Raw genomic sequence first — 12,118 nt, forward strand, 5'->3', positions numbered from 1 at the left:
GGGTTTCAGGAAGAGGACTGCCACGATGCAAAAAATGTTGACGGAGCGCGAAGCTTTCGCGGGCGTGCTGATCGGCATAGTGATGGAGCGATGCGGTGAAGCTCATTCCTCAAAAACTTCGCGCACCGGACTGCAGTTGACCGTGCCGGTCGCCGAACGGCCGGCGGTTCGGCGCGGATTAGATGCGCTCATCGAGCACGGCGCTCTTTCGATCCTTGGCGAAAACATCGGCCTGACGCCCGCAGGGCAGTTGCTGGCGCAGCGCACCGCCAATGGCAACACCGACCACTTGTCGCTGGACGGCGATCGCGAGCGACTGCTGCTGGAGCCGTTGCTGATCGCAATCGACCGCGACGACCGGCTGCTTCCGAACAGGTCGCTCGACGAGGTGCGCACGCTTCCAGCGCGGCTCGAGAACTATCAGTCGCACCGCGCTGGCGGCGGTGTGCTGTCGAGCTGGTCGCTCTGGATCGCGATCGTGGCCGTTGTCGCGGCGCTGGCCTGGTACGTGCGGCGTTAGGCCAGCGCCCGCGCCTTGCGCTGGCTCATGCGCTTGGCCAGGCGCGGCAACACCAGAACCGCGACCACGACGACGATCAGCGCGATCGACATCGGACGCTGGAAGAACACCGCCGCACTGCCTTCGCCGATCGACATCGCGTTGCGTAACTGCGCTTCTGCGAGCGGGCCCAGGATCATCCCGACCACCACCGGCGCGGTGGGGAAGTCGAAGCGACGCATCAGCACGCCGAGGATGCCGATGGCGTAGAGCAGGAACAGGTCGAACGCGCTTTGGCGCATGCCGTAAGCACCGACCGTCGCGAAGATCAGGATGCCGGCGTAGAGCTGCGGCTTGGGGATCTTCAGCAGCTTGACCCACAGGCCGACCATCGGCAGGTTGAGCACCAGCAGCATCACGTTGCCGATATAGAGAGAGGCAATCAGCGCCCAGACCAGCGCAGCCGACGTGGTGAACAGTTGCGGGCCCGGCTGGATGCCGTAGTTTTGAAACGCGCCGAGCAGGATGGCGGTCGTGTTGCTGGTCGGGATGCCGAGCGTGAGCAAGGGGATCAGCGCGGTGGTCACCGTCGCGTTGTTGGCCGCTTCAGGACCAGCCACGCCTTCGATGGCACCGCGTGTCCCGAACTCCTTCCTGACCTCGCCTTTGGCCATCTTCTTTTCGACGGCATAGCTCAGGAAGGTTGGTATCTCGGTGCCGCCTGCCGGAATGCAACCGAACGGCGCGCCGATGGCGGTGCCGCGCAGCCACGCAGGAATCGACCGCTTCCAGTCGCTCTTGCTCATGTGCACGCGGCTGAGTTTGTTCTGCGCTTCGACGACCCTGCCTTCATACAGCGCCGCATACAAGACTTCTGCCACGGCGAACAAGCCGACCGCGACCAGCACGATCTCGATGCCGTCGAGCAACTCGGGCACACCGCCGGTGTAACGCCCCTGGCCTGAGATCTGGTCGAGGCCGACGCAACCTGCCGCCAACCCGATGAAGAGCGCCGTCATGCCGCGCAGCGTGCTCTTGCCGAGCACCGCGCTCACGGTGGTGAAGGCCAGCAACATCAGCAGGAAATATTCGGGCGGACCGAGCTTGACCGCGAACTCCGCGACGAACGGCGCGAACAGCGTGACGATCACGGTCGCGATGGTGCCCGCCACGAAAGAGCCGATGGCCGAGGTCGCGAGCGCTGCGCCTGCCCTGCCGCTCTTGGCCATCTTGTTGCCTTCCATGGCCGTCACCATGCTGGCGGTTTCGCCCGGCGTGTTCAGCAGGATGGAGGTGGTTGAGCCGCCGTACATGGCGCCGTAATAGATGCCCGAGAAAAAGATCATCGAGGCGGTGACGTCGACCTTCGACGTGATGGGCAGCAGCATCGCCACCGCGACTGCAGGGCCGATGCCGGGCAGCACACCAACCGCCGTGCCGAGCGCACAGCCGACCAGGCACCAGAGCAGATTGACAGGGGTGATCGCGAGCGCGAACCCATGCATCAGGGCGTTGAAGATTTCCATATCAGAGCCACCCGGTCGAAGTGAGGCCCGGCAGATTGATCGCCAGGAATTGCGTGAAGGTCCAGAACACGGGCGCGGCGATGAGCACACCCGTGACGACGTCCAGCGCCCAGGTGCGCGGTGAGCTCGAAGCCACTCCGCTGGCGCGCCGCAAGCCCTGTACTGCCAGCACGTAGCACAGCGTGCAACTTACGATGAACCCCAGCGTGGTGATGAGCGCCGCGTTGAGCAGCAACCCCGCCGAGACCCAGACGAACCCGGCCCAGTAAGCGTGCTCCGCACCGGAAGGCGCATCGAGCTCACGAAAGCCGCCACGGCGTGCCTCCCACAAGATCCAGCCCCCGCAAATCGTGAGCACGATAGACACCAGCCAAGGCAAGAAGTTGGGCCCGACCCCGCCGTACCCCGCTTCCGAAGAAATGCCGATGGCCCCGAACCCGAGCGCCAGTCCGGTCAACAAAACGCCAATACCGACCAAGGTTTGCGGCCATACGGCGACCGGCCCACGCGGCGGTTCGGCATCAAGGGGAGTAAAGGCCGAAGGCTCTGTTGTTGTCATATTCGTCTCAAGGTTTCAACCGAGAGCGCCAAAGCGCCAAAGGCGCAAGCGCTCCCTTCCAGAGACACCGCAGGACCGGCTTTACCGGACTGCTGGTGTCGCCCCCAGTCAGGGGGTGGGAGTCGCGACACGAAGTGCGCAGCGACCTGGGGGCGAGCTAAGGCCTTTAGATCATTCCGGACTTGGCCATGATCGCCCGAAGGCTCGCGAAGTCGTCGTCGACGAACTTGGCGAACGCATCACCCGACAGTACGGACGGCGTCCAATCGTTCTTTTTGAGGGCCTCGGCCCAAGCGGCGGACTTGAGCGCGGCCAGCACCATGTCGGTCAGCGCCTTCTTCTGGTCCGGCGTGATGCCTGGAGCGCCGTACACGCCGCGCCAGTTGCCGATCTCGACATCGATGCCCTGCTCTTTCAGCGTCGGCACGTTGACGCCCGGCAGGCGCTGGGCCGAGGTGACGGCAATCGCCTTCATCTTGCCGGCGTTGATGTACTCGGCGAATTCGCTGTAGCCGCTTCCACCGACCGTGACGTTGCCGCCCAGGATGGCCGCAGTCGCTTCACCGCCGCCGCGGAACGCGACGTAGTTGATCTTGGACGGATCGGCGCCGACCTTCTGCGCAATCATGGCCGCGGCGATGTGCTCGGTAGCGCCGCGCGAGCCGCCGCCCCACTTGACGCTGCCCGGGTCTTTCTTGAGCTGGTCGACCACGTCCTTCATGGTCTTGAGCGGCGAATTGGCCGGTAGCACGAACACGTTGTATTCGCTGCTGATGCGCGCGATGGGCGTGGCCGATTCGAGCTTGACCGGTGGCTTGCCGGTGATGATGCCGCCCAGCATGACGGCACCCATCACCATCAGCGCGTTCGGGTCGCCCTTGGAGCCGTTGACGAACTGCGCGAGGCCCAGTGCACCTGCGGCGCCTCCCTTGTTGTCGTAGGTCACCGTGTCGGCAACCTTGGCGTCGGTCAGCGCCTTGCCCAGTGCGCGGCCGGTGGTGTCCCAGCCGCCACCCGGGTTGGCCGGGATCATCATCTTGACGTTGGCTGCCGCCGCCCAGGCCGACATCGGCAAGGCGCTGGAAGCGGCCAGTGCGGCCAGGGATTTCAGAAAGGTATCGCGACGCATGTTGATGTCTCCTTCGACAATGAACCCGAATAGAACCTGAACAGAAGCTGAGTAAAGGCTGAACACCGCTATCATGCGGCGCCCCGCTGTCAGTTGGCTGTCCGTCACATTGGGGAAAACACCAAACCCCGAGGCATGAAACTGCTGCTCGTCGAAGACGATCCCACGATGCAGACCACGCTGCAGCGCGCCCTCGCGCGCCGGCAGATCGACGTTCGCGTCTGCGGCGATGGCGCACAGGCGCTGGAGCAATGGCGTGCGCTCGAACCGGACGTGGTCGCATTGGACTTGAGCTTGCCCAACCTCGACGGCCTGCAGGTTCTGGCGCAGGCCCGTGCCGCCGGCTTGCGCACTCCCGTGCTGCTGCTGACCGCGCGCGGCACGGTGGGCGACCGCATCGTCGGCCTCAACGCAGGCGCTGACGACTACCTGCCCAAGCCTTTCGACCTGGACGAGCTGGAAGCGCGATTGCGCGCACTGCGACGTCGCCATCAGAACGCCGGCGTCGACGCACCGATCAATCCGCAGCAGGTCGGCGCACTGCGCTACGAACTGGAGAGTGGCGCCATCTATCACCGCGCCGAAGTGCAGGAACTCACGCCGCGCGAACTCGGCTTGCTGAAGGTGCTGATGGAAAAGCCCGGTCATGCCGTGACCAAGGAACGTCTGTTCGAGCTGGTGTTTCCCGGGGAAACAGAGGTGCAGTACGAGGCCATCGAGGTGGTCGTGTATCGGCTGCGCAAGAAGCTGGTCGGCACGGGCGCGGTGTTGATGACGCTGCGCGGGCTTGGCTATCTGCTGCGCGAGGCATGACGCGGTCTTTGTCGACGTCGCTTTCGCGATCGTTGTCGCTAAGAGCGACGCTGCTCTTCGGCATCCTGGCGCCGGTGGCGCTGTTCATCGTCATCAACTCGGTGAGCCTCTACCGCCAGACGCTGGCTGCCGCCACGACGGCTTACGACCGCACCTTGCTGGCGTCGGCCAAGACCATCGGCGAGCAGTTGGATGTCGAGGGCTACGACGAGCATTCGGTGCTTCGCGCCAAGGTGCCCTATTCCGCACTCGAGGCCTTCGAGGCCGACAACAAGAGCAAGCTCTTTTATCGGGTGTCGGCCATCGACGGCGAGCTGGTGTCCGGCTTTGCCGACCTGCCGTTCTGGCGCGGACGCATTCCCGACCTCAGCGCCTATGCCTCGCTGGTCGACTTTTACGATGCCCAATTTCGCGACGAGCCGGTGCGTGTCGCGGTGCTGCTGCAGCCGGTGGCGAGCGAGCATGGGCGCGGCATGGCGGTGGTGCAGGTGGCTGAAACACTGGAGCTGCGCGAGACATTGGCGCGCAAGATCCTGGTCGACACGTTGTGGCGTCAACTGCTGTTGCTCGGTGTGATCGCCGGCGTGACGATTCTCGTGGTGCAACGCGCAACGCGTCCGGTACGCGAACTCGGCGAAGCGATCGAGGCTCGCGCCGCAGACGATCTGTCGCCCGTCCACGCACCCGACGCGCCACGCGAGTTGCGCCCGCTGATCGACGCGACCACGCGCGTCATGGGCCGGCTGCAGCGTTTGCTCGATCATCAGAAGCGCTTCGTGCGCGACAGCGCCCATCAGCTGCGCACGCCGCTCGCGGTGCTGAAAGTGCAGGTGCAATCGGCGCGTCGCGGCGACGTCGACCCGCGTCAGGCCCTCGACGAAATCAACCAGACGGTCGAGCGCGCCACGTTGTTGGCCAACCAGATGCTGTCGCTCGCCAAGGTCGAACAGTTGCGTCAAAGGCCGGAGTCGGCGACTCTCGCCTTGGACGAGGTGGTGCGGCAAGTTGCCATCGACGTGTCGCCCCTGATCGCCGCCAAGGCGCTGGAGTTCGAGCTCGACGCCGAGCCGGCGCCCGTGCATGCGCACCTGTGGATGCTGCAGGAGCTTGCGCGGAATTTGCTGCACAACGCCATCAAGCACAGCCCTGAAGGCGGTTTGCTGGCGGTGCGGGTGCATGTGGAAAGCAACCATGCCGTGCTGGCGGTCGTCGATTCAGGGCCGGGCATCTCGGCCGAACTGCGGCAGCGCCTGTTCGAGCCGTTTTCCGCCGGCGACGCGGCCAGCGGGTCGGGCCTGGGTCTGACGATCTGTCGGGAAATCGTGATGGCGCTGGGCGGCAGTCTGACGCTGGACAATCGAGTGCAGGACGGCCAGGTGGTCGGCCTCGATGCAAAAGTGCGGTTGCCGCGCAAGGAGCACACACAAGGATGACGATGGATCGTTTGCGAATCGACAAATGGCTGTGGGCCGCGCGCTTCTTCAAGACTCGGTCGCTTGCCGCCGATGAAATCGGCAAGAACCGCGTGCAGGTCAACGGCGACATCGCCAAGGCGTCGCGTGAGGTGAAGGCGGGCGACACGGTCGGTATCCGGCTAGGCGCAATGACGCGTGTGGTCCAGGTGCGCGGCATCAGCGCACAACGCGGCTCGGCACCGATCGCGCAACAGCTCTATGTGGAAACGGCCGACAGCCTGGCCGCACAGACGAAGGCGCGAGAACTGCGGCGCATGGGGACGGAGCCAGGGCTGAGTCTGGAACAGGGCCGGCCGACGAAGCGCGACCGACGTCAGCTCGACGATGCCTCTGGCGGATGGGGCGCTCGTTGGAGCGCCAGCGTAGACGATATCGACACTTGATGCCGACGCTCGAGGCTGCAAGGTCAGCCGCAGCGGGTGCCGAAGATGCGGCCGTTCTTCTCGACGTCGACATTCAATCGGCTCTCGTCGAAGGGCAATACGCTCGCGTCCGACCGGAGAACGGTGCGCGCCGTGCGTGCATCGGCGCGTTGGCGTATCTCTTCGAGAAGCGGTCCGTTGACCACCTTGCCGAGCGCGAATCGTGCGCCGGCCGCCCGGCAAGCCGGCATGGCCTCATAGAAGCGAGGCGGTGCCGCGATGTCTGCTGAAAGCGGACGGACGTCGCCGCGGAACTGGCACGCTGCACAAGCAAATGCGCAGAGCGAAAGCAACAGCAAACGCAAAGATCGGAATTTTGATTCCATGATTGTTTCTCCCTGACACCAAACACAAAGCCGCTTGACGATACTGCGGGCGCATCCCTTACGCTGTCAGTTTTTGCACAGAAGAAGAAAGCGCTTATGAAGAGCTTCAAGACCTACCGCGTCGGCGACAACTTCAAGCTGGCCGACATCGACCCTGGTGATACGCCCTTCCTGGCAGGCAGCGACGACGCGCAAAAAAAGGAACTCGATGCACTTGCAGTGCAACTCGACGTGCTGCAAAACCTGCTGCACGCAGAGGGTCGGCGCAAAGTACTGCTGGTGCTTCAAGGCACCGACACGAGCGGCAAAGACGGCACGATTCGCTGGGTGTTCTCTCGCACCACGCCACTCGGCGTACGTGTCGCGGCCTTCAAGGCGCCGACCGACGAAGAAAAAGCGCGCGACTTTTTGTGGCGCTGCCATGCGGTCGTGCCACGCAATGGCGAGCTCGCGGTATGGAACCGCAGCCACTACGAAGACGTGCTCGTGCCGGTGGTCGAAGCATGGATCGACAAGGATGTCACCCGAAAGCGTTACGCGCAGATCAACGACTTCGAGCGGCTGCTGACCGAGAACGGCACCGTGATCGTCAAGTGCATGCTGCACATAGGCAAGGAAGAACAGCGCGTGCGCCTGCAGTCACGCGTCGACACACCGGGCAAGCAATGGAAGTTCAGCCCCGACGATCTCATCGTTCGCGAGAAATGGAGCGCTTACCAGCGCGCCTACAGCCGCGCGCTGGCAGCGACATCGACCGGGTATGCGCCCTGGTACGTGGTACCGGCCAACAGCAAGTTGCACCGCAATCTGATGATCGCGCGCTTGCTGGTCAAGACGCTCACGCAGATGAATCCCACTGCGCCGCCGGCGAACCCCGCGCTCAAGGGACTTGTTGTCAAATAATCACACGACCGCGGCGAGCTGGAGTGTATGGTTCTGCCTTTCCAAATTCAACTTAGTACCACCGTGTCCGACAAGCCCCATTCGCCAAGTGCGTCTTCGCCCATAGAGAAGGCGTTGGCGCAAACGCAAGAAACGCAAGAGAAGTTGAGTGCCGGCGTGAACGAGCTGGCCGTGACCAACGCCGTGCTTCAGCAGGAAGTGCCAGTCGAGGCGCTTACTGGCGATCTGGCGCTCGCGCTCGAAAAGAACGAGGCGCTAGAGACCAAAGTGCAGGAATGCGTCGACGACCTGGAAGACGTCGGCAAGGTGCTTGCCGAAGAGGTGGCGCGGCGCAAACGGCTAGAAGCAAAGCTTGCCGAGGCCAAGGCGGAGGCTGCCAGCGCCGGCGCGAACAACAACGCCGCTGCGTGAGCGATCCGGTCCTCAACTGAGGGCCACTGCAGATCGGCCGCAGTCGGGGGGATGCAGGCGTATCTGGAAATGCGGTCATCGAGGTTCGTCCATCGATCTGATTTGTTCCGCGTTGCCTACACGCGTTCCTCCTGACCGCCTGCACGGGCCCCAGGCCAGGCGAAGCACGATTCCGGTTGTAATTCGTAACACAATTCTCGATGCCATGAGCGCGATGACCAGCAGACAGGACCAATTGACCGGCATAGAGCGGGCGCTCGCCGAGCTCGACAAGGTGCTTGGCGCTGCGCCTGTGGACCGCACCGAAGTCCCGTTCTACGGACCGACGATGCTGCTGTCGATGAGCGAGATAGACCAGGCCATGGCATTGCAATCGGAGCGGGCACGGTACGAAGCCAACCCCGAAGACACCGCGGTCCACTTCTGCCTGACATCGGCGATCGCCCTACTCGAAGTGAGTCAGGTGCTCCTTAACCAAGGTGGTGATCTTTCCCCGCAAGACCGCGAACGTCAGTGGAAAACGCTGGTTGCGTACACAAAAACGGCGGGCCGCTCCGCCTATCGCGCTGCATCGATCCTAACGGACCAAAAAGACTGATAACGACGCGTTTCGACACCGTTCGTCGGAATTGTGAATTTATGTATCTTCGCGTGAGATATGCACGCGACTCCTTGTCAACACGCGGCGAAACTGCCCGCATGCCGAATTTGCCGCACACCTCGCAAATGCCGTCGTTGCGGTCGCAATCGCCGTGATCTGCCCAAATTGCGGTGCGCATAACTGGTCGCTCGCCAAGTTCTGCATGAAGTGCGTCACCTCCCTATCGGCCACCCTTGTCGACCGTGAAGAGAACGCCATTGCAGACATGGCCAATACCGAGATGGGCCACGCCGCGACACTTCGCGTCCAGCGCACCGCCGAATGGGCAGCGGACGACCATGTCGATCACGAGCGCCCGGAATTCACCGAATTTGCAGAGCACGCCTTGCCCGATGGCACGCTCATCGAAGGCTTTCGCATCGTCAGATCGATCGGCGAAGGCGGTTTCGGTATCGTCTACCTTGCATGGGATGTCGCGCTGGAGCGGCATGTGGCCATCAAGGAATACATGCCGACGTCGCTGGCGGTACGGGCCAATCCGTCGCTCGAAGTGTCGATGCGGTCCGACCGGCATCGCGGCACCTTCGACGCCGGCCTGAAGAGCTTTGTCAACGAAGCGCGTCTGCTGGCACGCTTCGATCACCCGGCGCTGGTCAAGGTGTTCAGGTTCTGGGAGGCGAATCGCACTGCGTACATGGCGATGCCTTTCTACGAAGGGCCGACGCTCAAGGCAACGCTGGCGACCGCCGGCAACACGGCGTCCGAGTCAGAACTGCGCGCGTGGCTGGAGCCTCTGCTCGATGCGCTGTCGGTGCTGCATCGCGAGCATTGCTATCACCGTGACATCTCCCCCGACAACATTTTGCTGACGACGTCGGGCCCGGTGTTGCTCGACTTCGGCGCGGCACGGCGCGTGATCAGCGACATGACGCAGGTGCTGACCGCCGTGCTCAAGCCCGGCTTTGCACCGATCGAGCAATACGGCGGCGAGTTGCAGCAAGGGCCCTGGACCGATCTGTATGCGCTGGCAGGTGTCGTGCATTACGCGATCACCGGCCGAGCCCCGACGGCGTCTGTGGTGCGCGTGGTGAGCGACACGCTGCGGCCGCTGGCGGTGACACACGCCGGCAAATACAGCGACAACTTTCTGCGCGCCGTCGACCTCGCCTTGTCGGTGCGGCCCGAGGCGCGGCCGCAAGACATAGCGGAGTTTCGAGCGTTGCTCGATGCGGGGAAGGTTGCCAAAGTGGCGGCGATCTCGGATGCGCCGCAACAGGCCGACGCGCCAAAGGCCGAGGACACTCCGGAAGCGGCCCAGGTATCGATCGAAGAGTCGGCCGCCGACCCGACGCCATCGTCACAACCCGACGTGCCGCAGTCCGCCGTCAAACGCTCCCATCGTCGCGTCTATCTCGCCGCTACCGCATGCCTGCTCCTGGTCGGCAGTGCGACGTTCTGGACGATGCACAGCAGCGGTTCACGGCAGCCGGACCTCAGCACGTCGGCGGCTGAAGTGACTAGCTCGCCCGCGCCCGTAACGCAATCGCCAGTCGCACCCACTGTGGTCAAAGCAGTCAGCGCGATCGCTGTAACTGAAGCACCAGCACCAGCACCAGCGCAGGCGCAGGCGGTTGCAACGCCCGTCACTGCAATACCCGACACTGCGACGCCTATCGCGCTGGCGGCCACGCCGCGCTCTGCGGTGCGCATGGCGGCGCCGTCTGTCCCCGAGCGCAAGAAGCCGGCGACGGTCATCGCTTCGGTCGATGAACCGCGCACGGCATCCCGCACTGAATTCGAGGCGGAGCCCGCTTCGCTTCGCAAGGCCCCGGTGCGACCGCAACGCTGCGCCGAGATCATTCAGAAATCTTCACTCGACACCCTGACTGCTGACGAAGTCGCTTACCTGAAAAAAGAATGCCGATGAGTTCCCGTTTTCCCTTCCTGTCTCAGCTTGCTTCTACGACTCTGCCGCGGCTGTTTTTCGGCGCCGTGTTTGCGATCGCCATTGCGGGCTGCAGCACCACCACACCGGTCGCAAGCAATGAACCGCTGCAATTCGACCAGGCCATCGCCGCGGCCACGGACTCGCTGTTTCAACAGTCGCAAGACGCGATGGGCTTCATGGCCCGGCGCAGCAAGCAGGCCGTCGCGCTCGACCCCACGCTCGATGCGGCCAGCGGCCAGCAGACCGCAGCAACGCAACAGCTCGACCGCACGATCACCGAGCGCGTGCCGCGCAACTTCGAACAGATCGAGGTGCTTCCGTTTCAGGCGGCCAGCCTGGCCAAGGCGCAGTACCTGCTGGTCGGCACGTTGGTGCGCGTGCAGAACACCTATCGCATCGACCTGGCGCTGGTCGACATCAAAGGCGGCGTGGTGGTCGCGCACTCATCCGCAGTCGCGAGGAAAGAAGGCGTGGACATGAGCCCGTTGCCCTATTACCGCGACAGCCCGGTGCTCATCAAGGACAAGGTCACCGATGGCTACGTGCTCACCAGCGCCACGCCGGCAGGACAAAAAGCCGACGCTACGTACATGGAGCGCATCGCCACGGCCACCGTCATCAACGACGCCACGACGCTCTACAACGCCGCACGCTATCGCGAGGCACTGGGGCAATACCGCAGCGCGCTTGCGACGCCCGCAGGCGACCAGATCCGTGTGCTCACGGGTATCTATCTGAGCGTCAGCAAGTTGGGCATGACGACCGAAGCCGAAGAAACCTTCGGGCGACTCGTTGCGTATGGCATCGCCACCAACCAGCTCGGCGTCAAATTCCTTTTCAATCCCGGCAGTACCGAGTTCTGGGCCGACCCCAAACTGACCGGTGCCTACGCCATGTGGCTACGGCAAATCGCACGCCAGGCCAGCCGCACCAAGGTCTGCATGGACGTTGTGGGCCACACGAGCAAGACCGGCACCGAAGACGCCAATGAAACCCTGTCGCTCAGGCGCGCAGCGTTCATCAAGCAGCGCCTCGGCGCCGACTCGGCAGACATGGTCAAACGCACCCGTGCGATCGGCATGGGCTCCAAGCAGAACATCGTCGGCAGCGGTACCGACGACGTGGTCGACGCACCGGATCGACGGGTCGAATTCAGCATCGTGGAGTGCGGTAAGTGAGCTGATTGGCGTTACCGGGCAAGTGTTCGCAACCGCTCTATCGTGCGGCGGAGCAACCACACGAGCAGTAGCAGCGACACAAGAAAAAGCAGGTCTATGTTCTCCCAGTGCTCGACCAGAATGGCAGCCCAGATCACACCCGCCGCGATCCAGAAGCACGCCGACGCGACATCTGCCTTCCAGATCATCGTTCGGCCTCAGGATTGCTCTTGCGCTGTCAGAACGTCTTGGTTAGCGTGGCGATGAACTGCGCCTTGTTGATCGACTGGGTCTGCGCGCCGATCGGGCCAAAACCCGGTTCCACGACCGCCAGGTAGGCGTCTTTCTT

Annotated in this window: 14 protein-coding genes; 9 read left to right on the top strand and 5 right to left on the bottom strand. The window is 63.6% G+C overall.

The genetic code is table 11. From position 1 onward, the window contains the following. Nucleotides 1-25 precede the first annotated feature (25 nt). Nucleotides 26-520 carry a hypothetical protein gene (locus tag RCH10_RS12920; protein WP_323496943.1) on the top strand — a complete coding sequence of 165 codons (495 nt, stop codon included), beginning with the start codon at nt 26-28 and terminating at the stop codon, nt 518-520. Here the strand turns inward: RCH10_RS12920 and RCH10_RS12925 are convergent. From RCH10_RS12925 to RCH10_RS12935, 3 genes are all read right to left on the bottom strand, one after another. After that, entirely contained in the window at nt 517-2,025 is a 1,509-nt protein-coding gene (locus RCH10_RS12925) for a tripartite tricarboxylate transporter permease (RefSeq protein WP_409052655.1), read from the bottom strand. The two genes, RCH10_RS12920 and RCH10_RS12925, sit on opposite strands and share 4 nt — an antisense overlap. A gap of 1 nt (nt 2,026) precedes the next feature. Then, the gene (locus RCH10_RS12930) at nt 2,027-2,584 is read right to left on the bottom strand and encodes a tripartite tricarboxylate transporter TctB family protein (RefSeq protein ID WP_323496941.1); all 558 of its coding nucleotides are present in this window, start codon (nt 2,582-2,584) and stop codon (nt 2,027-2,029) included. A 166-nt stretch (nt 2,585-2,750) separates the two neighbouring features. After that, a complete protein-coding gene (locus RCH10_RS12935; protein ID WP_409052656.1) occupies nt 2,751-3,713 on the bottom strand; it encodes a Bug family tripartite tricarboxylate transporter substrate binding protein in 963 nt (320 codons plus the stop codon). Nucleotides 3,714-3,848: 135 nt separating this feature from the next. Between RCH10_RS12935 and RCH10_RS12940 the strand changes: the two genes are divergently transcribed. The 3 genes from RCH10_RS12940 to RCH10_RS12950 are packed head-to-tail and all read left to right on the top strand — an operon-like array spanning nt 3,849 to nt 6,384. After that, nucleotides 3,849-4,526, top strand: coding sequence for a response regulator (locus tag RCH10_RS12940; protein ID WP_409052657.1), 678 nt, complete (start codon nt 3,849-3,851; stop codon nt 4,524-4,526). Beyond that, nucleotides 4,523-5,959 carry a sensor histidine kinase gene (locus RCH10_RS12945; protein ID WP_409052658.1) on the top strand — a complete coding sequence of 479 codons (1,437 nt, stop codon included), beginning with the start codon at nt 4,523-4,525 and terminating at the stop codon, nt 5,957-5,959. The genes RCH10_RS12940 and RCH10_RS12945 overlap by 4 nt, the downstream gene beginning before the upstream one ends. 2 nt (nt 5,960-5,961) lie before the next feature. After that, on the top strand, nt 5,962-6,384 hold the full coding sequence (locus tag RCH10_RS12950) for an RNA-binding S4 domain-containing protein (RefSeq protein ID WP_409052659.1): 423 nt from the start codon (nt 5,962-5,964) through the stop codon (nt 6,382-6,384). Between the two features lie 23 nt (nt 6,385-6,407). Here RCH10_RS12950 and RCH10_RS12955 read toward each other — a convergent pair whose 3' ends face one another. Beyond that, on the bottom strand, nt 6,408-6,749 hold the full coding sequence (locus RCH10_RS12955) for a hypothetical protein (RefSeq protein ID WP_409052660.1): 342 nt from the start codon (nt 6,747-6,749) through the stop codon (nt 6,408-6,410). Nucleotides 6,750-6,845: 96 nt separating this feature from the next. Between RCH10_RS12955 and RCH10_RS12960 the strand changes: the two genes are divergently transcribed. The 5 genes from RCH10_RS12960 to RCH10_RS12980 all read left to right on the top strand — a co-directional run bounded on the left by RCH10_RS12960 (nt 6,846) and on the right by RCH10_RS12980 (nt 11,790). Then, nucleotides 6,846-7,652, top strand: a complete 807-nt coding sequence (locus tag RCH10_RS12960; RefSeq protein ID WP_409052661.1) for a PPK2 family polyphosphate kinase — start codon at nt 6,846-6,848, stop codon at nt 7,650-7,652. A gap of 63 nt (nt 7,653-7,715) precedes the next feature. Beyond that, nucleotides 7,716-8,063, top strand: coding sequence for a hypothetical protein (locus RCH10_RS12965; protein ID WP_409052662.1), 348 nt, complete (start codon nt 7,716-7,718; stop codon nt 8,061-8,063). Between the two features lie 205 nt (nt 8,064-8,268). Continuing rightward, nucleotides 8,269-8,661, top strand: coding sequence for a hypothetical protein (locus RCH10_RS12970; RefSeq protein ID WP_409052663.1), 393 nt, complete (start codon nt 8,269-8,271; stop codon nt 8,659-8,661). A gap of 205 nt (nt 8,662-8,866) precedes the next feature. After that, a complete protein-coding gene (locus RCH10_RS12975; RefSeq protein WP_409052664.1) occupies nt 8,867-10,591 on the top strand; it encodes a serine/threonine protein kinase in 1,725 nt (574 codons plus the stop codon). Beyond that, complete coding sequence (locus RCH10_RS12980) at nt 10,588-11,790, top strand: OmpA family protein (RefSeq protein ID WP_409052665.1); 1,203 nt, start codon at nt 10,588-10,590, stop codon at nt 11,788-11,790. Before RCH10_RS12975 ends, RCH10_RS12980 begins: the two co-directional genes overlap by 4 nt. An 11-nt stretch (nt 11,791-11,801) precedes the next feature. Here the strand turns inward: RCH10_RS12980 and RCH10_RS12985 are convergent, their stop codons facing one another. Next, nucleotides 11,802-11,978, bottom strand: coding sequence for a hypothetical protein (locus RCH10_RS12985; RefSeq protein ID WP_409052666.1), 177 nt, complete (start codon nt 11,976-11,978; stop codon nt 11,802-11,804). Nucleotides 11,979-12,118: the final 140 nt, after the last annotated feature.

Source organism: Variovorax sp. GrIS 2.14, from assembly GCF_046115955.1.
Taxonomy (GTDB): Bacteria; Pseudomonadota; Gammaproteobacteria; order Burkholderiales; family Burkholderiaceae_C; genus Variovorax.